The organism is Nocardia concava NBRC 100430 (assembly GCF_000308815.1).
Lineage (GTDB): Bacteria > Actinomycetota > Actinomycetes > Mycobacteriales > Mycobacteriaceae > Nocardia > Nocardia concava.
In genome coordinates this window covers 26,893-49,201 of the sequence record NZ_BAFX01000088.1, presented here as the reverse complement: position 1 = coordinate 49,201, position 22,309 = coordinate 26,893, and the positions used below count along the sequence as shown (strand labels likewise).

General features: G+C 68.1%; 24 protein-coding genes. 13 read left to right on the top strand and 11 right to left on the bottom strand.

The genetic code is table 11. From position 1 onward, the window contains the following. The first annotated feature begins 103 nt into the window (after positions 1-103). Together ON43_RS20740 and ON43_RS20735 are read left to right on the top strand one after the other, a co-directional pair. Positions 104-712 (top strand): hypothetical protein, encoded by a 609-nt coding sequence (locus ON43_RS20740; protein ID WP_157514126.1) that lies wholly within the window; start codon positions 104-106, stop codon positions 710-712. Next, a complete protein-coding gene (locus tag ON43_RS20735; RefSeq protein WP_040809886.1) occupies positions 712-1,296 on the top strand; it encodes a hypothetical protein in 585 nt (194 codons plus the stop codon). Before ON43_RS20740 ends, ON43_RS20735 begins: the two co-directional genes overlap by 1 nt. Before the next feature lie 33 nt (positions 1,297-1,329). Here the strand turns inward: ON43_RS20735 and ON43_RS20730 are convergent, their stop codons facing one another. The 3 genes from ON43_RS20730 to ppgK form a co-directional block, all read right to left on the bottom strand. Then, positions 1,330-1,713, bottom strand: a complete 384-nt coding sequence (locus ON43_RS20730) for a hypothetical protein (RefSeq protein WP_040809884.1) — start codon at positions 1,711-1,713, stop codon at positions 1,330-1,332. A 169-nt stretch (positions 1,714-1,882) separates the two neighbouring features. Further along, complete coding sequence (locus tag ON43_RS20725; RefSeq protein ID WP_373283466.1) at positions 1,883-3,448, bottom strand: RNA polymerase sigma factor; 1,566 nt, start codon at positions 3,446-3,448, stop codon at positions 1,883-1,885. Positions 3,449-3,470: 22 nt separating this feature from the next. Beyond that, entirely contained in the window at positions 3,471-4,229 is a 759-nt protein-coding gene (ppgK, locus tag ON43_RS20720) for a polyphosphate--glucose phosphotransferase (RefSeq protein ID WP_040809880.1), read from the bottom strand. Between the two features lie 111 nt (positions 4,230-4,340). On the opposite strand from ppgK, the gene ON43_RS20715 reads away from it, so the two are divergent. Further along, the gene (locus ON43_RS20715) at positions 4,341-5,282 is read left to right on the top strand and encodes an inositol monophosphatase family protein (protein WP_040809878.1); all 942 of its coding nucleotides are present in this window, start codon (positions 4,341-4,343) and stop codon (positions 5,280-5,282) included. A 175-nt stretch (positions 5,283-5,457) separates the two neighbouring features. Here ON43_RS20715 and cei read toward each other — a convergent pair whose 3' ends face one another. Beyond that, the gene (gene cei / locus ON43_RS20710) at positions 5,458-6,135 is read right to left on the bottom strand and encodes an envelope integrity protein Cei (protein WP_063712585.1); all 678 of its coding nucleotides are present in this window, start codon (positions 6,133-6,135) and stop codon (positions 5,458-5,460) included. A gap of 472 nt (positions 6,136-6,607) precedes the next feature. Between cei and ON43_RS20705 the strand changes: the two genes are divergently transcribed. Next, complete coding sequence (locus ON43_RS20705) at positions 6,608-6,910, top strand: DUF4193 domain-containing protein (RefSeq protein ID WP_033087954.1); 303 nt, start codon at positions 6,608-6,610, stop codon at positions 6,908-6,910. A 74-nt stretch (positions 6,911-6,984) separates the two neighbouring features. On the opposite strand, the gene ON43_RS20700 is transcribed toward ON43_RS20705, so the two are convergent. Then, positions 6,985-7,479 (bottom strand): DUF3093 domain-containing protein, encoded by a 495-nt coding sequence (locus tag ON43_RS20700; protein WP_040809987.1) that lies wholly within the window; start codon positions 7,477-7,479, stop codon positions 6,985-6,987. Positions 7,480-7,558: 79 nt separating this feature from the next. Between ON43_RS20700 and dut the strand changes: the two genes are divergently transcribed. Further along, positions 7,559-8,059 (top strand): dUTP diphosphatase, encoded by a 501-nt coding sequence (gene dut / locus ON43_RS20695; protein WP_040809872.1) that lies wholly within the window; start codon positions 7,559-7,561, stop codon positions 8,057-8,059. Positions 8,060-8,064: 5 nt separating this feature from the next. Beyond that, positions 8,065-8,931, top strand: a complete 867-nt coding sequence (locus ON43_RS20690; RefSeq protein ID WP_040809985.1) for a DUF3710 domain-containing protein — start codon at positions 8,065-8,067, stop codon at positions 8,929-8,931. Positions 8,932-9,094: 163 nt separating this feature from the next. On the opposite strand, the gene ON43_RS20685 is transcribed toward ON43_RS20690, so the two are convergent. After that, positions 9,095-9,787, bottom strand: coding sequence for an alpha/beta fold hydrolase (locus ON43_RS20685; protein ID WP_040809983.1), 693 nt, complete (start codon positions 9,785-9,787; stop codon positions 9,095-9,097). Between the two features lie 562 nt (positions 9,788-10,349). On the opposite strand from ON43_RS20685, the gene ON43_RS20680 reads away from it, so the two are divergent. The 3 genes from ON43_RS20680 (at position 10,350) to ON43_RS20670 (ending at position 12,501) form a co-directional block, all read left to right on the top strand. Continuing rightward, a complete protein-coding gene (locus ON43_RS20680) occupies positions 10,350-10,742 on the top strand; it encodes an OB-fold nucleic acid binding domain-containing protein (protein WP_040809981.1) in 393 nt (130 codons plus the stop codon). Between the two features lie 5 nt (positions 10,743-10,747). Further along, positions 10,748-11,614, top strand: a complete 867-nt coding sequence (locus tag ON43_RS20675; protein ID WP_373283465.1) for a DUF3159 domain-containing protein — start codon at positions 10,748-10,750, stop codon at positions 11,612-11,614. Positions 11,615-11,919: 305 nt separating this feature from the next. After that, a complete protein-coding gene (locus ON43_RS20670; protein ID WP_083913579.1) occupies positions 11,920-12,501 on the top strand; it encodes a sigma-70 family RNA polymerase sigma factor in 582 nt (193 codons plus the stop codon). 120 nt (positions 12,502-12,621) lie between these two features. Here ON43_RS20670 and ON43_RS20665 read toward each other — a convergent pair whose 3' ends face one another. Next, positions 12,622-13,317 (bottom strand): potassium channel family protein, encoded by a 696-nt coding sequence (locus ON43_RS20665; protein ID WP_040809868.1) that lies wholly within the window; start codon positions 13,315-13,317, stop codon positions 12,622-12,624. Position 13,318: 1 nt separating this feature from the next. Further along, positions 13,319-13,984 carry a potassium channel family protein gene (locus ON43_RS20660; protein WP_040809866.1) on the bottom strand — a complete coding sequence of 222 codons (666 nt, stop codon included), beginning with the start codon at positions 13,982-13,984 and terminating at the stop codon, positions 13,319-13,321. Positions 13,985-14,204: 220 nt separating this feature from the next. Between ON43_RS20660 and ON43_RS20655 the strand changes: the two genes are divergently transcribed. The 3 genes from ON43_RS20655 (at position 14,205) to ON43_RS20645 (ending at position 18,721) form a co-directional block, all read left to right on the top strand. Then, positions 14,205-16,196: an APC family permease gene (locus ON43_RS20655; protein ID WP_040809864.1), complete on the top strand. Its 1,992-nt coding sequence runs from the start codon at positions 14,205-14,207 to the stop codon at positions 16,194-16,196. Beyond that, positions 16,193-17,821: a class I SAM-dependent RNA methyltransferase gene (locus tag ON43_RS42650; protein ID WP_051178801.1), complete on the top strand. Its 1,629-nt coding sequence runs from the start codon at positions 16,193-16,195 to the stop codon at positions 17,819-17,821. Before ON43_RS20655 ends, ON43_RS42650 begins: the two co-directional genes overlap by 4 nt. 93 nt (positions 17,822-17,914) lie before the next feature. Continuing rightward, positions 17,915-18,721, top strand: a complete 807-nt coding sequence (locus ON43_RS20645) for a hypothetical protein (protein ID WP_157514125.1) — start codon at positions 17,915-17,917, stop codon at positions 18,719-18,721. A 9-nt stretch (positions 18,722-18,730) separates the two neighbouring features. Here ON43_RS20645 and ON43_RS20640 read toward each other — a convergent pair whose 3' ends face one another. Then, positions 18,731-19,417, bottom strand: a complete 687-nt coding sequence (locus tag ON43_RS20640; protein ID WP_245568678.1) for an SIMPL domain-containing protein — start codon at positions 19,415-19,417, stop codon at positions 18,731-18,733. Between the two features lie 149 nt (positions 19,418-19,566). Beyond that, positions 19,567-20,178: a winged helix-turn-helix transcriptional regulator gene (locus ON43_RS20635; RefSeq protein ID WP_040809860.1), complete on the bottom strand. Its 612-nt coding sequence runs from the start codon at positions 20,176-20,178 to the stop codon at positions 19,567-19,569. Between the two features lie 93 nt (positions 20,179-20,271). Here ON43_RS20635 and ON43_RS20630 point away from each other — a divergent pair, with 93 nt between their 5' ends. Next, positions 20,272-21,483: a pyridoxal phosphate-dependent aminotransferase gene (locus ON43_RS20630; RefSeq protein WP_040809974.1), complete on the top strand. Its 1,212-nt coding sequence runs from the start codon at positions 20,272-20,274 to the stop codon at positions 21,481-21,483. An 81-nt stretch (positions 21,484-21,564) separates the two neighbouring features. Here the strand turns inward: ON43_RS20630 and ON43_RS20625 are convergent, their stop codons facing one another. Next, the gene (locus tag ON43_RS20625) at positions 21,565-22,299 is read right to left on the bottom strand and encodes a glucose 1-dehydrogenase (RefSeq protein ID WP_040809972.1); all 735 of its coding nucleotides are present in this window, start codon (positions 22,297-22,299) and stop codon (positions 21,565-21,567) included. Positions 22,300-22,309: the final 10 nt, after the last annotated feature.

The window sequence follows — 22,309 nt, the reverse complement described above, 5'->3', positions numbered from 1 at the left end:
CCCGACCGCTGACGCTTCCGGTACACCCGCATGTGCGAGACTCCTCGGGTGAGTTCTGCTGTGCCGCACAGCAATCGGGATCGGATAGAGCGCGAGGAGTCAGGTGTCGTTCGAAGAATGGTGTACAAGTTGGGAATCGGTGCCGGTTTCCGAGGCGGCGGAGCGCTATGACATTTGCCGAGCCAGTGCGGAACTCGTGGAGGATCTGGACGATCTGCTGAGTGAGGAAGCCGAGTGCTTCTTCGTTCACCGAGGTGACCTCACCATCGACGGGCCGCTGTCGCTGGGCAACGACCCTGGCGTGGCACCGGACACCGTCTACGTCATCGATGGGGACCTGACGGTCAACGGCCCCATGCGTTTTCTGAACGCGGACGTCTACACGCCGCTCTACGTCACCGGCTCGGTCACCGCCGGACACCTGATGTGCCTCATGGACAGCGTGCTGTTCATCGGCGGCTCACTCACCGTCGAGGGCCTGGTGCTGACCAAGCTCTACGACATGGGAATGCTTGTCGTACACGGTGCGGCGTCCGCGGAAGCGTGGCTCGAAGCATGGGACCGGGGCGATGTCATCGTCGAGGATCCGAAGGCCCGCACGCTGAGTGCCTCCGAGGTTGAATACCCCGAGGCCCTGGACGGTGACGGTGCCGCGGAAGCACTCTGGAAAGCCGCCCTCGAAGGTCTTCCCCTGTACACGAGGGGAGCATGATGGCTCAGGCAAGGCGTGCCACCGCGGCCGACAGCGCCCTGGACCCCGGATTCTTCGACTCCGAAGCCCAGCAGTCCGAGGCCTGGCTGGCCTGGAGCGACCGAACCGCGGTCGATGCCCGCATCGAGACGTTGTTCACCGAGACGCTGCCCCGACTGGAAGCGGCACAGGGCACCGAGAACCGCCCACTTCCCGATGACCGGTTCAGCGCCACCGCGTTCGACCGAATCGTCTCCCTCGTCGAAGCCGCCGTGCTCGACGAGAACGGCAGCTACACCCCCGAAAACGACCATCTCGCAGACCAATTCATCACCTACATCGGCGAATGGCTGGTGCGCCGCATCGAGGGCGTCTGGTTCAACTCACCGGACAACGGTGCCGCGATCTACGACGGGTACGGCCCGGCGATCGGCTACCCGTGGTCCCAAGAATCTGAAAACGACCTTCTAGCATTGCTTTTCACGATGGCCGTCCACAGCGACGACAGCCCGTACGCCTACTTCGTAGACCTGCTGTACAGCCGCGCCCTGCCATTCGCCGACGAGGAAGACCGCCCAGAACTGAAAGCCGAACTCCTCGCGTGAGAGAAATGGGCCGCGAAGCTGCAGCTTCGCGGCCTACAGCCAGCGCTGGACCGCGTCGGCCGCACCGGTGGGGCCATCCGGGAGGCCGATGCGCGCCCCTGGCGCGAGCTCGTGCACGAGGTTGAGCACCTGCTCGAACAACAGCAGTGCCTGGGGCCGGGTGCGCAGCCCCGCGCCGATCAACACCGCATCCCACTTATTCGACGTCAACCGCTCACGAACGACCTGCAAGTCGGTATCAGGCGTGATGTGGCACCGCTCGACGGCGTAGCCGAGCTCCCGGATCCGTTCATCCTCAGCGGCGATCCCGGCAAGCACCACCTCAGCGGTGAGCTGAGCCGCAACCATCTCGGGCGTCGAGAAGTCGACACTATTGGGATCGAACCCGACAACGAGAACCTGCTGAGCAGTTGACACAAACCCGAGCGTAGCGGCTGCACCGAGCGCCGCAGCCCCGAATGGCTTCGATCTCCCGATCGAGTGGACGGAAAACCCTCTCCTCCAACGTTTCTCCCGCCGCCCACCGGGACCCGATACGACAATGGGCCGCCAAGCTTCAGCTCAGCGGCCCATTCTCGGGTTGGAACTAATCCAGGTAGTCGCGCAAGACCTGGCTGCGGCTGGGGTGGCGCAGCTTGGACATGGTCTTGGACTCGATTTGGCGGATGCGTTCTCGGGTTACGCCGTAGACCTGGCCGATTTCGTCCAGGGTTCGGGGCTGGCCGTCGGTCAGGCCGAAGCGCAGGCGGACGACGCCCGCTTCGCGCTCGGACAGGGTCTCGAGGACCGACTGGAGTTGGTCCTGCAACAGCGTGAACGACACTGCGTCGACTGCGACAACGGCTTCGGAGTCTTCGATGAAGTCGCCGAGTTGGGAGTCGCCTTCGTCGCCGATGGTCTGGTCCAGGGAGATGGGCTCGCGCGCGTACTGCTGGATTTCCAGCACCTTTTCGGGCGTGATGTCCATTTCCTTGGCGAGCTCTTCGGGGGTGGGCTCGCGGCCCAGGTCCTGGAGGAGTTCGCGCTGGATGCGGCCGAGCTTGTTGATGACCTCGACCATGTGCACGGGGATGCGGATGGTGCGGGCCTGGTCGGCCATGGCGCGGGTGATGGCCTGGCGGATCCACCATGTCGCGTAGGTCGAGAACTTGTAACCCTTGGTGTAGTCGAACTTCTCGACCGCGCGGATCAGACCGAGGTTGCCTTCCTGGATGAGGTCCAGGAACGCCATGCCGCGGCCGGTGTAGCGCTTGGCCAGGGACACCACGAGTCGCAGGTTGGCTTCCAGCAGGTGGTTCTTGGCGCGGTTGCCGTCGCGCATGATCCACTGCAGGTCGCGGCGCGACTGCACGGGCAGCTTCTCGCCCTTGTCGGCGAACTCGCGCAGCTTCTCCGTGGCGTAGAGGCCGGCCTCGATGCGCTTGGCGAGCTCGACCTCCTCCTCGGCGTTGAGCAGCGCGACCTTACCGATCTGCTTCAGGTACGCGCGGACCGAGTCGGCCGATGCGGTGAGCTCGGCGTCCTTGCGGGCCTGGCGCAGCGCCTCGGATTCCTCTTCGTCCCAGACGAAGTCGCCGGAGGCCTTGTCCTTCTCCGAGGGTTCGTCGGCCTCTTCGGCCTCCTCGCCCTTGGCGTCGGCGGCCGCGGGGACGGCTTCCTCGTCCTCGTCGACCTCGTCGACGATCTCCTCTTCGTCGCCGAGGTCGTCCTCGTCGACTTCGAGGTCATCGAGGTCGTCGAGCTCCAGCGACTCGTCGTCGAGGACCTCGTCGCCCTCGGCGCCTTCCATGCCGGGCTCGGCGGCCTTCTTCGGAGAGGCCTTCTTCGCCGCCGCCTTCTTGGCGGTGGCCTTGGTGGCCTTCTTCGCGGCGGTCTTCTTGGCCGCGACCTTCTTTGCCGCGGCCTTCTTGGCCGGGGCCTTCTTGGCGGCAGCCTTCTTGACCGGCGATGCTGCAGTGGTGTCTGCTGAGTCGGCGGCTTCGGCCGATTCGGCGGTCTCTCGGGTATTCGTGGCTACCACGTACGCCCTTTCGTGACGGTCTCGTGCGGCGTCACGCCAGAGTGGTGATCCGGCGGAGCGGTTCTGTCGGGGGGGTAAACCGGCTCTCGTGCCGGTGTCGGTTTCCGGCTCACCGCCGGGCATGTGTTCCATTGTAACGATCGAACCAGCTTACTTATGGCGCGATACCGGCCGACACCGCCATGGCCGCTCCGACGATGCCCGCCGTATTGCGCAGCGCGGCCGGGACCACGGGGGTTCTGTTGGTGAGCAAGGGAATCCATTCCTGGTAGTCGCGGCTGATGCCGCCGCCGGCCACGAACACGTTCGGCCAGAACAGGTTTTCCAAGGTGATGAGCACCTTGGAGACCTCCTTGGCCCACTCCGGATAGGTCATGCCGACCCGATCCTTGACCGACGCGGCGGCCCGGTGCTCGGCCTCGCGGCCGTCGACCTCCATGTGCCCGAGCTCGCTGTTGGGCATGAGCACGCCGTTGTACATGATCGCTGATCCGATCCCGGTGCCGAAGGTGAGCAGCATTACCAATCCGCTGAGATCCTTTGCCGCGCCGTACCGGTCCTCGGCCATGCCCGCGGCGTCGGCGTCGTTGAGGACGGTCACCTCGCGGCCGCCCAGCGCCACCGAGAACAGATGCCGCGCGTCGATGCCGACCCAGGTCTTGTCGATATTGGCGGCGGTGCGGATCTGACCGTGCAGCACCACGCTGGGCATGGTGATGCCGACCGGACCGTCCCAGCCCGACTGCGCGACCAGCTTGGCCACCGCCTCGGCGACGGCGTTGGGTGTCGAGGGATGCGGTGTCTCGATCTTGATGCGGTCGTAGCACAGTTCACCGGTCGCGAGATCGACCTCGGCGCCCTTCACACCGCTGCCACCGATATCGATGCCGAACGCGTGCCCGGGATCGGACATGAACCACTCCTCAGTTCTCCAAGTGATTTGCCGGAAAGTCGCAGCTCTCCGGCCGATGAGCTGTGTTGTGCACGACAAGCCTAATGCGCGGGATGCCGGATCTGTGCTGCGATGGAGGTCGTGCCGGAATCGAATTTCACATCCACCGCCCCCGCCGCATCCACGAACACCGACACTTCAGACATACCCGAACTGCGCCGCGTCGCCGTGTATCTCGCCGAGACCGCCGCCGCGCATGTCCGCGCCCGCCGCCCCGAGGTGTTCGGCCCGGGTGCGCGCGCCGAGGATGCCGTGCAGTCCAAGAGCACCCCGACCGACCCGGTCACCATCGTCGACACCGAGACCGAACAGCTGGTCCGCAAGCTGGTCGCCGAACTGCGCCCCGGCGACCGCGTGGTGGGGGAGGAGGACGGCGGCAGCCTGGCCGACGATCCGGACCTCGTGCACTGGATCGTCGATCCCATCGACGGCACCGTGAACTTCCTCTACGGCATCCCGTCCTATTCGGTGTCGGTGGCCGCGGTGCGCGGCGGGCGATCCGTCGCGGGCGCGGTCGCCGATGTGGCGCACGCGGTCACCTACAGCGCCGGGCTCGGCCTGGGCGCGCAGCGCGCCGCCTCCAGCCCGGACGGCACGTCCCCGGGTGGCGAGCCGATTCCCTTGCGCGCCAACGCGGTCGACACGGCGGCCATGGCGCTGGTGGCGACCGGCTTCGCCTACGCGACGCCGCGCCGCACCCGGCAGGGCGAGCTGGTGGCGCAGGTGTTGCCCTACATCCGCGACATCCGGCGCTTCGGTTCGGCCGCGCTGGATCTGTGCGCCGTCGCCGAGGGCCGTACGGACGCCTACTACGAGCACGGTTTGAACCAGTGGGATTGGGCCGCGGGCGCGCTCATCGCCGCCGAGGCGGGCGCTCGGCTGATCCTGCCGCCCGCACCCGACTCGCCGGGCGCCGCAGGCGATTTGGTGTGCGCCGCCGCGCCCGGCATCGCTGACGAACTGTTCGGTCTGTTCAAGCGCCTGGACGTCACCACCCCTATCCCGGTTCCGTGACAGGGGACTGAACAGGTCCGGATGAACCGGACCCGCCGGACGAACCACGCAAAACGAATCGCCGCGACCGAAAGGTCGCGGCGATTCCGTCGTCCCGATTCATATATCTTGTTGCGCCGGAAAGGGTTTCGCGACGCCCCCGCGAGTCAGAGCCGGCGCGCTCGGAAAGAGATTCTCAACACTTGGCCTTACGCGCCGCTTCCAGCAGCTTCGGGTCGATGGCGGGCGCGGTGCCCGGTGTCGGATTCTTCAGCGACTTCAGCACCTCTTCGGCATCCGTATCCGGGCGGATATCGCGGAACAGCGTGCCCAGCACCAGATCCACCGTCTCGTCCTGGCGCTGATCCTCGATCAGCTCCGCACACGGCGCGACCAGCTGCACCGAAGCCGCGGCCGGGCGCCCCTTCACGCCGAAGCGAATCTGCCCGGTGCACTCCAAGTCCCCGTTCACATAGACCGGGTCATTGCCGATCTGCACGTCCGGCGCGCTGGCGAACCCGAGATCGCCCAGCTCGGAAGCCACGTGCGCGGCCTGGCCGCGCTGATTGTTGGCATTGAAGACGCGAACCCTCGACGCGCCGAGGGCGGCGGGCTCCACGTCCCGTAACCGCGAGTTCGACACCCGCTCCCCGAGCGGGGCGGGCTTGGCCGCGGACGTGCTCGAGGCGGGGCTGGGCGAGTTGCAGGTCATCGCGCCCTGGTCACCCTCGGTCGTCGTCAGCGCCTTGAACCACACGCCGACGCAGATCAGAGCGATGACCCCCACCATGGCCGCCCACGGTTCCCAGCGTCGCCGAATGAACGGCCGGCCGTTGGGATCGGTCGAGTTACCTTGGGTGATCAGTGAAACCACGCCCACACTCTACGAAAACGAAGAGGTCGGCGCGTGCACGGCCACCGGCAAGTCGGGCGGTGAGTCGGCGCGGCGCTGTCGCGGGCAACGCGGGGAAACAGGTCCCGGCCAGGTCTCGGAGCCTGCGAGGTAGATCTCGGCGAGTTCCCTCGTCGGTGACGATTCCCCCTCAGTTTCAACTCGCAAGGGTTTTGATTGCGACTTTTGACCCGGGGTCCGCTATTGTCTGGCGGCCCAGATCGTACAACCCAGGTGAAACTGGGGGTCGGTTTCGGGAACAACAAGGGCATGTCCTGCGTTGACCGAGCGCGATCCGCTGCGGATGAAGGACTATCCGGCTCGGATCTGTGACCGGTGTACGCGTGACGTACACCACGGGCGGGGCGGCATTCCCTCCCGATCCGACCCCGTGAGGGGCCGGTCAGGTGGGTGCCGTTCCGGGATATACGGAGTAAGGACGAGGGGAAACGACATGGCAACCGACTATGACGCACCGCGGCGCAGTGAATCCGATGAGGTTTCGGAGGACTCGCTGGAGGAGCTGAAGGCTCGCCGCAACGAAGCCGCGTCCGCCGTCGTGGATATCGACGAATCCGATACCGCGGAATCGTTCGAGCTTCCCGGCGCGGACCTTTCCGAGGAGGTGCTCTCGGTCCGGGTCATCCCGAAGCAGGCCGACGAGTTCACCTGTTCGAGCTGCTTCCTGGTGCACCACCGCAGCCGACTGGCCAGCGAAGCCGGCGGTCAGCTGATCTGCATGGATTGCGCTGCGTAAGGCACTGTCCGCGTAGCGGATCCGACAAAGAGGATTCCGTCAGCCCGCGCTCGGTTCGCCGAGCGCGGTCAGGATCAGGCTTGCTCGGTCGCGTTCTTCAGGCCGAGAGCGGCAATGATTTTCTCCGGATGGCGCGTACTGACCAGCCAGTACGGCGTCGGATCGTCCGGATCATCGAGCACGAGCAACACCATCGGCCCCACCCAGGCCCGATGCTGAACGAAGGCGGCGGGGTCGAGCTGGCGGCCCAGCGCCGCGCTCTTGGCACTGGCCGGCACCGGGGCGGCACGCTTGACGAAGGTCGCGGGCAGGTGGGCGCGATCGGTGCGCAGTTCCGGCACGCCGTCGGCGTCGACGGTCACCTCCACGCGATGGCGGGAGAACCACGCCAGCACCCACGCCGCGAAGGGGAACAGCAGCACGTAGGGCAGCCACGCCCGCACTCCCGGTGCGCCCATGTGGATTTCGGCTGCCAGCAGCCCGGTCACGACGAGGGCAGCGGGCACCCACCACAGCGGCACCCAGAGGCGCTCGGCGTAGATGGGTCGGGTCTGCTGCTTAGGTTCCATGGTCACCTGAGGGGGCTGGTCGGACACGACATCAGACTAGGTCAATGGCGACGGGGGTGAACGCGTAGGCTCGGCCTACGTGACCGGTATTCCACCTATTCCCCTGCTGCGGCTCGATCCCGGCATCCCCGTACCCAAGCGTGCCCACGAGGGCGACGCGGGCGTGGACCTGTGCACCACCGAGGACGTCATCATCGAACCGGGGGAGCGGGTGCTCGTCGGCACCGGCATCGCGGTGGCGCTCCCGATCGGCACGGTCGGGCTGATCCATCCGCGTTCGGGACTGGCGGCCAAGGCGGGTCTCTCGGTCGTCAATACCCCCGGCACGGTCGACGCGGGCTACCGCGGTGAGATCAAGGTGTGCCTGATCAATCACGATCCGCGGGCGGCCATCGAGCTCCGGCGGGGTGACCGGATCGCCCAGCTGCTGGTGCAGAAGGTCGAACTGGTTGACTTCGTGGAGGTCGAGACGCTCGACGAGACCGCGCGCGGCGCAGGAGGATACGGGTCCAGTGGTGGGCATGCCAGCCTGTCCGCTGGGTCCGGTGGGTCGGGTCAGGCGACCGGCAAGGAGGCATGACGATGGTGTTCGGACGGAAGAAAAAGGGCGGCGACAGAGATGACGCGCCGCAGTACGACGACGAGTACACCGAGTACGACGAATACGACGAGTACGAGGACGAGTACGACGAATCCGGCGTGGGCGCGGGCGAGTTCGACACCGCAAACTTCGCGCCGGTGACCGTCGCCGCCGACCCCAAGTCGGGACCCTACGACTACGAGGATGTCGCCGATCGGCTCGCGGCCATCGCCGAGCAGCGGCTGGATCTGGGCTCGGTGATCGTGCCGGTGCCGCCGGGCGGGCAGCTGCAGGTCGAGATGACCCCGGACGGCACGCCGCAGGCGGTGCACCTGGCCACCCAGCACGGGCGGATCACGGTGGCGGCCTACGCCGCTCCCAAGACCTCGGGCCAATGGCGTTCGGTGGCGGCCGATCTCGCCGAGACGCTGCGCAAGGACGGCGCGACCGTCTCGGTCGTGCAGGGCCCGTGGGGTCGTGAGCTGCACGCCGTCACCCAGGGCGCGGATCTGCGCTTCATCGGTGTGGACGGCTACCGCTGGATGGTTCGCCTGGTCGCGGCCGGTCCGACCGGCGCGGCCGACGACAACTCGCCGCTGGTGTCCGCCGCCCGCGCGGTGCTCAGCGAGACCGTCGTGCGCCGCGGCGACGAACCGCTCCCGGTCCGCGAGCCGCTTCCGGTGGTCCTACCCCAGGAGCTGGCCGACCAGCTAGCCGCCGCCCATCAGCAGCAGCTCGCCGCCCAGCAGCAGGCCATGCAGGCCCAGATGGCCGCCATGCAGGGCGGTCCGGCCTACCAGCCCGAGCAGCCCCCGACCGAACCGCGTCGCGGCGCGGAGGGGTCTGCCATGCAGCAGCTCGGCCTGAACTGACCGGTCCGGCCGACCGCCGGATCCGGCTGTAGAACAAGACAAATGGGGCACCGCCAGTGTGGCGGTGCCCCATTTCGCTCTCAGCGCAACAAGCCGGAAGCGCCGCCGCCCCGCTGACTGCGGGGCGGCGGCGCATACCAAGGGCGTTGTGGCAGAACCCAGGTCAGGGGGCCGGGACTCGGCGGGGGAGCAGGGCGGTGATGCCCCGGGTGCCGAGAATCGACGGGTCCGCGCCGAGGTCCTCGAGGGTGATGCGGTGCAGGGTCGCACGGGGCATGAGATCGGTCCAGCGTTCGGCGACCGCGATCGGGTGCACGGGATCGTCGACGGCTCCGATGATTTCGACCGGGGCGCTGACCTGGGCCAGGAGTTCGGGCTCAGGCCAGGCGTAGGCAGCGGCCTCCTCCAGCGCGGAGGGGAGATCCGGCCACTGGGCGGTCCAGGAATGGGTGAGCGCCTCGGCCAGCCAGGCGGGGCTGGAGGCCTGCATGCGGGCGAGGACCTCGTCGATGCCGTCGGCGCGAAGCTGGGCGGCGGTGGCAGCGGCACTCGCCGCGGCCGGGCAGCCGGTCGTGTCGGCACCGGTCCAAGCAGGCAGCGCGGCGACCACTCCGTAGACCGAATCCGGGTGCTGGGCGGCCCATTCCACGGCCACGGCCGCGCCGAGCGAGATGCCCGCGATCAGCACCGGCCCCGAACGGGCGGCGGTGTCGAGGGCCGCGCGATAGCTGTCGATCACCCGCCGCGGATCCGGCTCAACCGCCAGAAACGGCAGATCCAATGCGGCGCAGGCGGATCCGAAGGCGCGGCGGGCGAAAAGGGCATCGGAGCCGGTTCCGGGCAGGGCAACAGCCATCGCCGGACCCGGCGCGGCCTTGGCCGAGGTCGACGGGGTCACCGCCGGACCGGGCACGGCGACCGCCGGACGTGGAAGTTCGGGCACCGGCCGAGAGTAGCCGGGCCGCAGGGGCGCAACGGGAACCGGCACCGGCCTCCGGGACGGGATCGCGGCCTTCGCGTCGGGCACCCGCGCCGGCCGCTACGCGGTCCCCGCGGGCGGTGTGCTTCCCGGTCGGCCTGCCCCGCCACCTGAGCAGGGCGAATTCGGGGTGGGCCCGATCCCCGGCACCGGGCCGACGCCGGGGTCCGGGCGCCGGATCGGTCACGAGTTCGGGCGCCGGAGCGGTGGTGGGTCACGCGGCGGAGTCGATCTCATATGCCTGAGCGGGGCGGGGTTTGGGGAGCGGGTCGGAGCGGGTATGGCTGGTGACGGGCACGCGTGGCGGGTGCAGGACAGTGCATCTACAGTGGCCCATGTACGGCCATCGGCGGTCGGGTGGCAAACCACCGGATCGGCGTGGGAAAAGATCGAACGACGTGTGATCCACGCCGTGGAGCTCTACAAGAAAGCGTGCGAGATGCCATCCGAGGGTGGGAAGGACACCCCGTCAGGCTATTTCCGGCGGCTCAGCCGTCGCCTGACCGAGGACCTTGATCGTTTGGATGCCGAGGAGCTCGCCGAGACGTCGGAGGCGTCGGGGGCGTGCCGGGCATCGGAGTGTCGACGGGGTGAAGAGGTCACCATGGTCGGCAGACTGCGCAGCGTCGAGGCCTGTCCCAAGTCCGCGGGCGCCGAGGTGGAGGCCGAGTTCTTCGACGGCACCGATTCGGTGGCGCTGGTCTTCATCGGCAGGCGTCGCATTCCGGGAATCGAGCCGGGACGTCGTATCCTGGTCCGCGGCCGCGTCGGTCAACGCGACGGCGGCAAGGTGATCTTCAACCCCTACTACGAACTCCGCGGGAATACCTGACACTTATGCCGAACCCCACCAGCAGCAGCGACGAGAGCCGTACCCCGACCGAGGCTTTCGGCGCGCGGCCCGCGTTCGATCCGCCCACGGTCCAGCTCCCCGCCGCCCGCGGCGCCGACGAGCCACCGCTGCGCCTGGAGAACGCGATGCTGGATGAGGACATGCAGGCCCTGGTCGGCGCCGAACTGGCCGCGCTGGAGCGCGAGGCCACCGGTTCCGGCCACGACACCGACCAGGACACCGAGTCCGACGACGAGCCGGAGCAGACGCTGCTCGAGCAGATGGGCGGCATCAGCGGCCTGATCTACTCCTCGCTGCCGGTGCTGGTGTTCGTGCCGGTGAATTCGCTGGCCAACCTGACCGCCGCGATCTGGGCGTCACTGGGTGTGGCCGCGCTGATCCTGGTGTGGCGCTTGGTGCGTCGCGATCCGATCCAGCCCGCCATCTCCGGCTTCCTGGGGGTGGGCGTGTGCGCGTTCATCGCCTACCGGATGGGTGAGGCCAAGGGCTTCTTCCTGTTCGGCATCTACGCCAGCCTGATCTACGGCGGCGCGTTCCTGATGTCGCTGGTGGTGCGCTGGCCGCTGGCGGGCGTCATCTGGGGCGCGCTCAACGGGCACGGCACCGGCTGGCGCTCCGACAAGCGCGCCATGCGCCTCTACGACATCGCGACCGCGGTGTGGGCGGTGGTGTTCGTGGCCCGCTACCTGGTGCAGAACCACCTCTACGACTCCAACAGCACCGGTCTGCTGGCGGTGGCCCGCATCGGCATGGGCTGGCCGTTGACCGCGGTGGCGGCGCTGGTGACCTTCTGGGCGGTCCGCAAGGCCGGGCATCTGCCGAGCCAGAAAACCGCCGAACCGGCCGCGTAAGACCGTTCGGTCTGCGGTCGGTCGCTTGGTTTCGGGCACTTATCGCGCTAAAAGCCCAGGGCGCAACACCTTCGGGGCCATTGGGGGCCAAGAGGGGGTGACCAACCCACCCCTGGGGTACCTATTTCCGGACCCCCGCTGCGAGCACGATCTTTCTCAGAAGCTACGGAGAAAGGATCGCGGAGTTGGTTACCGACAGCAAGGCAGTGGCAGCGCAGGATCGGGGCGAGGGGCCCGTGACGGCGGTGCAGACAGTCGCCTCGCGCCGGCACCCGGCGGGGCGGGGGAGCAAGAGCACGAGCACGGTGGCGACGTCGGAGTCCCGGCGCGCCGCAGCGGAATTGGAGAAGCTGATCGGCCCGGCCGCGGCCGGTGACCGGGAGGCGGTCTCCGAGATTCTCAAGATCGTCTACCCGCTGGTGCGGCGCTACTGCGCGGCACGCATGAGCGGGGCGGGCCACCTGCACGTGACCGCCGACGATGTGGCGCAGGAGATCTGCCTGGCGACCGTGCAGGCGATTCCGCGCTACCGGGATCAGGGCAAGTCGTTCCTGGCCTTCGTCTACGGCATCTCGGCCAACAAGGTCGCCGACGCCTTCCGGCGGGCGCAGATGCACCCGGCCTACCCGGTGGCGGAGTTCCCGGATTCCCCGGGGACCGAGGCCGGCCCGGAGGAGCGGGCGCTGGCGATGGAGACCCGGATGGCCACCCGCGATCTCATGCAGGTGCTGTCCACCACCCACCGAGAGGTGCTGGTCATGCGGATCGTGCTGGGCTGGACCGCGGCGCAGACCGCCGAGGCCATCGGCACCAGCCCGGGCGTGGTGCGGGTCATGCAGCACCGCGCGCTGAACAAGCTGCGGGCCGAATTGCGGGCGGCCTCCTGATAATTCGGGGACAGCTCAACGATGAGTGAGAGGAATGTGGGCCGGGCACTGGGGAGTGCGCCCGGCCCACAGTCGTTTTCACGATCCGCCAGCGGTTTCAGTTCAGCGGTGGATATCCGATCAGGCGGTTTCGGCGTGCTCGGCCTGGCTGCCGAAGCCGTTGACGCCGAGCGCCTTTCGCAGATCGTCCTCGGCCTCGACGGAGGCCACGAACAGCAGCTCGTCCTCGCCTTCGAGCGGGTCGTCGGCCTGCGGGACGATGACGCGGCCGCCGCGCAGAATGGTCACCAGGGCGGCATCGCGGGGCAGGGTGAGGGTGCGAACGGCCTTGCCCGCCAAGGGGGTATCGGTGGGCAGGGTGATCTCGACCAGGTTGGCCTGACCCTGGCGCAGTGTCATCAGGCGGACCAGATCGCCGACGGATACGGCCTCCTCGACGAGCGAGGCGAGCAAGCGCGGGGTCGAGACCGCCACGTCCACGCCCCACGACGAGTCGAACAGCCACTCGTTGCGCGGATCGTTGACGCGGGCCACGACACGCCCGACGCCGAATTCGGTCTTGGCGAGCAGGCTGAACACCAGGTTCACCTTGTCGTCGCCGGTGGCGGCGATGACCACGTCGTAGGTCTCCAGCCCGGCCTCCTCGAGCGTCTCCAGCTCGCAGGCGTCGGCGTGGGTCCACACCGCGGTGGGCGCGACGGTCGGGTCGATGTGGTCGAGGCGGCGTTCCAACAGCATGACCTGATGGCCGCCGCGCAGTAGTTCCTGGGCGATGGAGCGGCCGACCGCTCCCGCTCCGGCGATGGCTACCTTCATCTCAGACCTCGCTCGCGGGGGGATTGCCGGCCAGGGCGACGGCCTCGCCGACCGTGCCGGAGGTGGCGGCGATGTAGACCTGGTCGTCGGCCTGCAGCATGGATTTGCCGTTGGGGAGCACGCCCTGCCCGAATCGGATGATGAACGACACCCGCGCCCCGATGGCCTCTTCCAGGGCCTGCACCGAATGCCCGTACCAGTCCTCGTGCAGCGCGAGTTCGGTGACCGCGACGGTGCCGGTGGGGTCGCGCCAGGTGGTGGTGGATTGATCGGAGACCAGGGTGCGCAGGAACCGGTCGGTCGTCCACGGCACGGTGGCGATGGTCGGGATACCCAGGCGCTCGTACACCGCGGCGCGCTTGGCGTCGTAGATCCGCGCGACCACGCGCTCGATGCCGAAGGTCTCGCGGGCCACGCGGGCGGAGATGATGTTGGAGTTGTCGCCCGAGGACACCGCGGCGAAGGCGCCGGCGCGCTCGATTCCGGCGCGGGTCAACACATCTCGATCGAAGCCGACGCCGGTGATGCACAGGCCCGGGAAATCGCGGCCCAGGCGCAGGAAGGCGCTCGAGTTCTGATCGATCACCGCGACCTCGTGTCCGATGCGGACGAGGGCGCGGGCGAGCGAGGAACCGACCCGTCCACAGCCCATGATCACCACGTACACCGTACGAACCCCATTCCCGAAAACCTTCTGTGCGGTTTGGTTGCCCTGTTCGGGTGGCAACCGTACCGCTCGAGTCGCATTGCGGGCATTTTCCCCCTCCGGAAGTAGTTCAAACCGAATCGGAAAAAGCTCACAGCCCTCGTCCGCCACCCTACGACCGTGAGGGTCGCGCGTCGCGCCGCGGGCACGGACGCTCCCGCACTGCCTTATGCTGCCTGGAGTGTCGAAGTTGACGACGGCCGCCAAGCGCATGCTGGTCGGCCGCCCATTCCGCAGCGATTCTCTCGGGCATACGCTGCTGCCCAAGCGGATCGCGCTCCCCGTTTTCGCCTCGGATGCCTTGTCATCGGTGGCTTACGCGCCCGAGGAAATCTTCCTGGTGCTCTCGGTGGCGGGGTTGTCCGCTTACACATATGCGCCATGGATCGGCCTCGCGGTCGCGCTGGTGATGGCGGTGGTGGTCGCCAGCTACCGGCAGAACGTGCACGCGTATCCGTCCGGCGGCGGTGACTACGAGGTCGCGACGAAGAATCTCGGGCCCACCGCGGGATTGACCGTCGGCTCGGCGCTGCTGGTCGATTATGTGCTGACGGTGGCGGTGTCGATCTCCTCGGCGGCGTCGAATATCGGCTCGGCCGTGCCGTTCGTCGCAACTCACAAGGTGTTGTTCGCGGTCTCCGCGATTGTGATTCTCACCGCCATCAATCTGCGCGGTGTGCGTGAATCCGGTACGGCCTTCGCGATTCCCACCTACGCGTTCATGATCGGCATGTTCGTCATGTTGATCTGGGGGTTCACCAGGATCGGGATCATGGGCGAAGCGGTGCACGCCGAGTCCTACGGGTTCGGGCTCAAGGCCGAGGAGTCCCATCTGGCCGGGCTGGCATTCGTGTTCCTGATCGCGCGTGCGTTCTCCTCCGGCTGTGCGGCACTGACCGGTGTCGAGGCCATCAGCAACGGTGTGCCCGCGTTCCGCAAACCCAAGTCCCGCAATGCCGCGACCACGCTGCTGCTGCTCGGATGCATCGCCGTCTCGCTGTTCATCGGCATGATCGTGCTCGCCCAGAAGGTCGGCATCGTGTACGCGCACGACACCTCGGATCTGACCGGCACGCCTGACGGGTACGAGCAGAAGACGATGGTGGCGCAGCTGGCGGGGGCGGTGTTCTCCGGCTTCCCGGTGGGCTTCTACTTCATCACCATCGTCACCGCGCTGATCCTGGTGCTGGCCGCCAACACCGCGTTCAACGGGTTCCCGGTGCTGGGTTCGATTCTGGCGCAGGACCGTTTCCTGCCGCGCCAGCTGCACACCCGCGGTGACCGGTTGGCGTTCAGCAACGGCATCCTGTTCCTGGCGGGTGCGGCGATCGCGTTCGTGGTGTTGTTCGGTGCGGAGGTGACGCGCCTGATCCAGCTCTACATCGTGGGCGTGTTCGTCTCGTTCGTGCTGAGCCAGACCGGCATGTTGCGGCACTGGACTCGACTGCTGCGCACCGAGACCGATCCGGCGCAGCGGGCGCGCATGAAGCGGTCGCGGGTGATCAACGCCATCGGCCTGACCATGACCGCGACCGTGCTGTGCATCGTGCTGGTCACCAAGTTCCTGGCGGGCGCGTGGATCGCCATCGTCACCATGGCGGCGATCTTCGGGTTGATGAAACTCATTCGCCGCCACTACGACACGGTGTCGCGGGAGCTCGACGAGAGCGAATGGGACGGGGTGCTGCCCAGCCGGACGCACTCCATCGTGCTGGTGTCCAAGCTGCACCTGCCGACCAAGCGGGCGCTGTCCTACGCCCGGGCGACCCGGCCCGACACGCTCGAGGCGATCACCGTGAACGTGGACGAGCCCGATACCCGGGCGCTGGTGCGGCAGTGGGAGGCGAGCGATATCGCGGTGCCGCTCAAGGTGATCGAATCGCCGTATCGCGAGATCACCAAGCCCGTGGTCGATTACGTGAAGCGGGTGCGCAAGGACTCCCCGCGCGACGTGGTCACCGTGTTCATCCCCGAATACGTGGTCGGCCACTGGTGGGAGCAGCTGCTGCACAACCAGAGCGCCCTGCGCCTGAAGGGCCGTCTGCTCTTCGAACCCGGCGTGATGGTCACCAGCGTCCCCTGGCAGCTGTCCTCCTCGGCGGGCAAGGCCAGCCCCGGCCGCGTGGTCAACGCTCCCGGTTATGTCCGCCGCGGCTTCGGAGACGAAGGATGAGCGGACCCGACTGGTACGGCTCCATTTTCGAGGTCCGCCTCGGCCCACCCGGCCACGGCGGCTTCTGCGTCGCCCGCCACGAGGGCCGGGTCCTCTTCGTCCGCCACGGCCTCCCCGGCGAGCTCGTCCGCGCCCAGGTCACCGAGGACCGAGGCGGCTCCTTCTGCCGAGCCGACGCCCTCGAAATCCTCGAACCCTCCCCCGACCGCATCCCCGCCACCTGCCCGGTCTCCGGCCCCGGCGGCGCCGGCTGCTGCGACTTCACCTTCGCCACCCCCGAAGCCCAACGCGAATTGAAGCGCCAAGTAGTCGCCGACCAACTCCGCCGCCTGGCCAACTGGGAACCCGACTTCATAGTCGAGCCCATCCCGGTGCCACTCGGCTTGCCGAGCGGCGTCGTGGCACAACAGGACTCACGCCCCGGCTCGCCCGCCCGCCCGGACGGCCCGGTCCGGCTCGGAGGTGTGGCAACCGGCCTCGCCTCGACACTGTTGGGCGCGCCCACCGGACCGTCCGCAGCACAGCGCGCCAAACTGACCTCGGAGCCCGCGCGGGAGGCGGAGTCCGCTGGGGCCCCGGCTGATGCCACCCCCGCAGCGCCGGGCCGAATCGGCGGCGTGGCGACGCATTTGGCGAGCGCATTGATCGCTCGCCCGGGTGAAGCGAGTCACGTCGCGCTGGGCGGTCAGGTATCGCCGGCCGCGTATACCGATGGGTGGCGGAGTCGGGTGCGGCTGGTGGTGGATGCGGACGGGCGGGCCGGGGTGCATCGGTATCGGAGTACCGAGGTGCTGGCGGATCTGCGGTGTCCGCAGCCGATGGCGGGGGCGATGGATGGGATCGCCGAGCAGAAATGGACGCCCGGCGCGGATCTTGTTGTGGCCGTGGATGGGGACGGGATGCGGCATATCGTCGAGGTGGCTTCGGCCGAGGGGGAGCGCGGCCAGGGCGACCGACGCGGCCGGGGCGGGGCGGGGCGGCGCGGTGGGGATCGGCGCAGTACCGCGGCTCGGCGGGCGGCGGCGCACGGGGCTCGGGAGGAGCGGGTGGTCGAGGGGACCGGGCGGGCCGTGCAGTATGTGGCGGATCGGCGGTGGGAACTGTCGGCTACCGGGTTCTGGCAGCCGCATTATGGTGCGGCGCAGGCATATTCGGATGTGGTGGGGGAGTGGGCGGATGCCGCGCCCGGATCGCTGGTGTGGGATTTGTACTGCGGAGTCGGTGTGTTCGCGGCGCGGCTGGCGGATCGGGTAGGGGATCGGGGTGCGGTGCACGGTGTCGAGTTCGCGCGCAGCGCCGTCAGCGAAGGTCGTGTGGCGCTGCGGGATATGCCCTGGGTGGATCTGACCGCCGAGCGAGTCGAGCGCTGGATCCACGACCAGCCCGCCACCGCACCGGATGTCGTCGTGCTCGACCCGCCGCGCGCGGGCGCGGGCAAGGATGTGATCAACGCGATGAGCGAGCGCTCCCCGCGCCGCATCATCCACATAGGCTGCGACCCCGCCGCTTTCGCGCGGGATGTCGGCCTCTACCGCGCCGCCGGGTACCAGCCCGTCGGCCTGCGCGTCTTCGACGCCTTCCCAGGTACCCATCACGTGGAATGCATCGCCGTACTGGAGCGCTGACGCGAAACCTTTTCACAATTTGGGCCAGTGGCGTGTCGATGCCAGCGGAAGGGTTGGCGGACGGGCGAATTGGCGGTACACCAAGATGGTGCCGTGACTACGTTGTCGGATCCGACGTTGGCGTCGGTGGTCGAGCTGATCTATGGGGATCAGTCGCGGTTTCACTCGCTGGAGGCGTTGCTGCTGGGGGTGGATCTCAAGCGGCCGGAGTACCGGGGCGAGTTGTGGGTGAATGCCGACAGCTATTGGGGGCGGCTGGTGACGCCGGTGTACGGGGCGCGGATGGCGGCGCTGGGCGGGAGCGCGGAGGCGGATCGGGCGCTGCTGGATCTGGTCGAGGTGACGGTGGCGCGGTTCCTGCAGGGAGAGCCGTTGCAGCGCAAGCATCTTCCGGCGTGGATGCCGAGATTGCGAGCGGCGCTGCTGGTGGACGGGTACAAACTGAAGATCGACCGGTTCGGTGTGGGCGCCGAGGGCGGGGTCAGATGCCGCTTGAAACCCACGGCGGCACTGCCCATCCGACTCGCCGATCGGGTCGCCCTACTGGCCACCGAACTGGAAGTGCGCGGCCAGCAGACCGCCCTCGATCACCTCCGACAAGCCCTCGAACACCATGAGCGTGGCCGCTTCCCGGCCTGTGAGAAGCGCCTCAGATCAGCCCTGCGCCACATCACGGCCTACGCGGCGGGCACCGGCGACCTCGATGTCACCGCCAACGTCCGCCACCTGGTGGACACCGGCCGCCTCACCATCGCCGCCGGCACCCGCCTCCTCCACGACCTCCGAGCCCTGGTCTCCGACAATCCCTTCCCGTACCGAACCCGCCCGGATGCCACCCGCTTCCGCATCCAGCTCACGGTGGCCCGGGCGTCGACTCTCCTTGCCGCAGTAGAACTCTGAAGCTCGCGATCAGTTGAGTTGCCAGGTGACTCGGATACTGGCGGAGAGTTCGGTTTCGCCGAGCTGGACGGGCACCGAGCCGCCGGGCGCCGACATCTTTTCGGCGGCGAACGCGATGCGGGGTTGGGGGACGGGATCGGAGATGCTCTCGGTGATCTCGATGACCGGGCCGAGTTTGCGGCCCGCACGGTGGACGTACTGTTCGGCCTTGCCGAGCGCGTGATCCCAGGCCGCATCGCGGGCGCGGACCGTGAGGGTCTCCTCGTCGGCGACCGTCAGGGTCAGCCCGCCCAGCCGCACATCGTCCCCTCCGGCATCCACCGCGTGCGCGATGATCGCGGCGGGCCCGCCCTCGGCATCGGACTTCGCCTCCCCGTCGGGTGCGGCGATGTCACGCAGGGTGACCGTCAGCGAGGTCCCCGCGATGTATCCGACGAGCTGTTCCCGATTCCCGTCCGTCCACACGGTTTCCGCCCGCACGGTGAGCCCGCTGGTATTGATATCGCGTCCCTGCACCCCGTCGCCCCGCAGCGACCCGATCACCGCATCGGCCCGCTCCCCGGCCCGCGCGTAGGCCGCCGCCACGGTCTCGGCCCGCGTCTCCACCGAGATCGACACCCGCATGATGTCGGGCGTCGCACTGGCACTGCCGGATCCGATCATCGTGATCGTGCCGTTGGCATTCTCGCTGGTCACGCATTCCTCCTCGATCGGATGGCCACAACCCAGCCGATGCTACCGACGCCACCCGACGCCGCGCCCGAGCCGCGCGGCGCCCGCGCCCTTCCGCCGCGCCGAGGGTGAATCCACCTGCCGCGTCGCGGCCGGATCCCGCCGCGCCGCGGTCAGGCGACCGATTGCCCCGGGTCCGAGGTCTCCCCGAGCACCTCGGCGAGTGTGCGTGTGCCCGTGGCGATCTCGCTCGCGGTGGCCAGGTCGAGGCGGAGCTCGAGGTCGGGCGCGGTGGCCGGGCCGTCGTGGTGGGTGAGGCCGGTTTCGGTGATCACGTAGTGGAAGGCGGTATCACCGATGCGGATGGTGACGGTGCCGGTGGTGAGGTGGGCGGCGACGGCGTGGCCGAGGGGGAGAGCGAACCAGTGCGCGCGGACGGCGTCGGTGGGGCGCTGATCGCCGAGTTGTCCTGCCCCCCAGACGGAAAGCGAGTCGAGGACCGGGCGCAAGGCGGCGCCGGATTCGGTGAGCTCGTAGAGGGCGGTGCCGGCGCGGGGGCCGGCGCGGGGGCCGGTGCGGCGCTTGGTGAGGATTCCGTCACGTTCGAGGTCCTTGAGCCGGGCGGCCAGGACGTCGGTGCTGATGCCGGGCAGGTCGGCGAACAGATCGCTGTATCGGCGCGGGCCCGAACACAATTCGCGGACCACCAACAGGTTCCATCGGTCGCCGACGATATCGAGGGCGCGGCTGACGGTGCAGTAGTGGTCGTAGCTTCGACGTGGCACGACCCCACTGTAACCAAGAACTTGGAAAAACAAAGTGCAAACTTGGAAATTCCAAGTAGAGTGTGCGGCAACCACACCGAGAAGGGGTCGTTCATGCAGGTGAAGCAGTCGAGCAAGCTGGCGGGCGTGTCCTACGAGATCCGCGGGCCCGTCGCCGAGCATGCCGCACGGCTGGAAGCCGAGGGGCATCACGTCGTGAAGCTCAATACGGGCAACCCCCTGCCCTTCGGTTTCGAGGCGCCGGCGGAACTGCTGCAGGACATGGTCCGCAACCTGCCGATGTCGAGCGGCTACTCCACCTCGAAGGGTCTGCTGTCGGCCCGGCGCGCGGTGGTGCAGTACTACCAGACGCTCGGGCTCGCCGAGGTCGACGTCGAACAGGTCTTCCTGGGCAACGGCGTCTCCGAACTCATCATGATGGCCATGACCGCGCTGCTGGAGAACGGCGACGAAGTCCTCGTTCCCGCACCGGATTTCCCGCTCTGGACCGCCTCCACCGCGCTCAACGGCGGCCGCCCCGTGCACTACATCTGTGACGAGGGCGCGGACTGGATGCCGGACCTCGCCGATATCGAATCCAAGATCACCGACCGTACCCGCGCGCTGGTGATCATCAACCCGAACAACCCCACCGGCGCGGTCTACACCCCCGACGTGCTGCGCGAGATGCTCGAGATCGCGCGCCGCCACAACCTGGTGGTGTTCTCCGACGAGATCTACGACAAGATCCTCTACGACGGCCTCACCCACACCGCCACTGCCTCGCTGGCCCCGGATCTGTTGTGCCTCACCTTCTCCGGGCTCTCCAAGTCCTACCGCGCCGCCGGATTCCGCGGCGGCTGGCTGGTGGTCTCGGGCCCGGTGGAGCACGCCGAGAACTACCTCGAGGGCCTGACCATGCTGGCCGGCCTCCGCCTGTGCGCGAATGTCCCTGCGCAGCAGGCCATTCAGGCCGCCCTCGGCGGACACCAGAGCATCTACGACCTCACCCTGCCCGGCGGCCGCCTGCGCGAGCAGCGCGATCGCGCGTGGGAGACCCTTAACGCGATCCCGGGCGTCAGCTGCGTGAAGCCCAAGGGCTCGCTCTACGTCTTCCCCCGCATCGACCTGGACATGTACCAGATCCACGACGACGAACAGTTCGTCCTGGACCTGCTCCTGCGCGAGAAGATCCACATCGTCCAGGGCACCGGCTTCAACTGGCCCCGCCCCGACCACTTCCGCATCGTGACCCTGCCCCACGCCGACGAACTGGAGGCGATCATCGAACGCATCGGCCGCTTCCTCGCCACGTACAAGCAGTAGTTCCATCGAGCGGCACACCCTGGAGGCCGATTCCGGAAGTACCGGACAAATCCCCTCCAGGATGTGCCGCTCGATGGGCTGTCAGCCGGCGGTCATGCCACCGTCGACGAGGAACTCGCTGCCGGTGCAGTAGCTCGACTCGTGGCTGGCGAGGAAGACGACGAGCGGGGTGACCTCCTCGGGCAGGCCGCACCGTTTGAGGGTGTTCTCACCGCGGTCGACGGTCGTGCCCTCGGGTGCGCCGATCATCGGGGTCAGAATCCCGCCCGGGTGAACGGAATTCACGCGGACGCCATGCGGTGCCAGCTCCAGCGCCGCCGACTTCGTCAGGCCTCGCACACCGAATTTCGATGCGGTGTAGGCATGTAGGCCCGGCACGCCCTGGATCCCGGCGGCCGAGGAGATGTTCACCACCGACGCCGACCGGGATGCCACCAGCGCATCACGCGCGGCGGTCAACCCCAGGAACGGCCCGGTGAGATTGATGGAAAGCGTTCTGTTCCACTGCTCTTCGGTATAGATCCCCAGCGGCCCGCCGTCCAGAATCCCCGCATTGTTGACCAGCACATCCAGCTTCCCGAACCGCTCCACCGCCGTGGCCACCGCCGCCTGCCAGTTCAGGAGGCTCGTGACATCGAGGTGGATGAATACGGCGGCATCACCGAGTTCGGCGGCCAGTTTCGCCCCGGCCTCATCCGCGATATCCCCGATCACCACCGCAGCTCCCTCGGCGACGAACGCCCGCGCATGCGAGGCCCCCATCCCCGACGCCGCACCGCTGATCAGGGCTACCCGCCCTTCGAGTCGTCCGCTCACAGGTCTTTCC

Bases quoted from the DNA above. Each gene is read 5' to 3' on its own strand.
- ON43_RS20735 (WP_040809886.1), top strand. From the start codon at position 712: ATGGCTCAGGCAAGGCGTGCCACCGCGGCCGACAGCGCCCTGGACCCC.
- ON43_RS20725 (WP_373283466.1), bottom strand. From the start codon at position 3,448: ATGGAACACATGCCCGGCGGTGAGCCGGAAACCGACACCGGCACGAGA.
- ppgK (WP_040809880.1), bottom strand. From the start codon at position 4,229: ATGTCCGATCCCGGGCACGCGTTCGGCATCGATATCGGTGGCAGCGGT.
- ON43_RS20715 (WP_040809878.1), top strand. From the start codon at position 4,341: ATGGAGGTCGTGCCGGAATCGAATTTCACATCCACCGCCCCCGCCGCA.
- ON43_RS20705 (WP_033087954.1), top strand. From the start codon at position 6,608: ATGGCAACCGACTATGACGCACCGCGGCGCAGTGAATCCGATGAGGTT.
- ON43_RS20700 (WP_040809987.1), bottom strand. From the start codon at position 7,479: ATGGAACCTAAGCAGCAGACCCGACCCATCTACGCCGAGCGCCTCTGG.
- ON43_RS20685 (WP_040809983.1), bottom strand. From the start codon at position 9,787: ATGGCTGTTGCCCTGCCCGGAACCGGCTCCGATGCCCTTTTCGCCCGC.
- ON43_RS20680 (WP_040809981.1), top strand. From the start codon at position 10,350: ATGCCATCCGAGGGTGGGAAGGACACCCCGTCAGGCTATTTCCGGCGG.
- ON43_RS20675 (WP_373283465.1), top strand. From the start codon at position 10,748: ATGCCGAACCCCACCAGCAGCAGCGACGAGAGCCGTACCCCGACCGAG.
- ON43_RS20665 (WP_040809868.1), bottom strand. From the start codon at position 13,317: ATGAAGGTAGCCATCGCCGGAGCGGGAGCGGTCGGCCGCTCCATCGCC.
- ON43_RS42650 (WP_051178801.1), top strand. From the start codon at position 16,193: ATGAGCGGACCCGACTGGTACGGCTCCATTTTCGAGGTCCGCCTCGGC.
- ON43_RS20630 (WP_040809974.1), top strand. From the start codon at position 20,272: ATGCAGGTGAAGCAGTCGAGCAAGCTGGCGGGCGTGTCCTACGAGATC.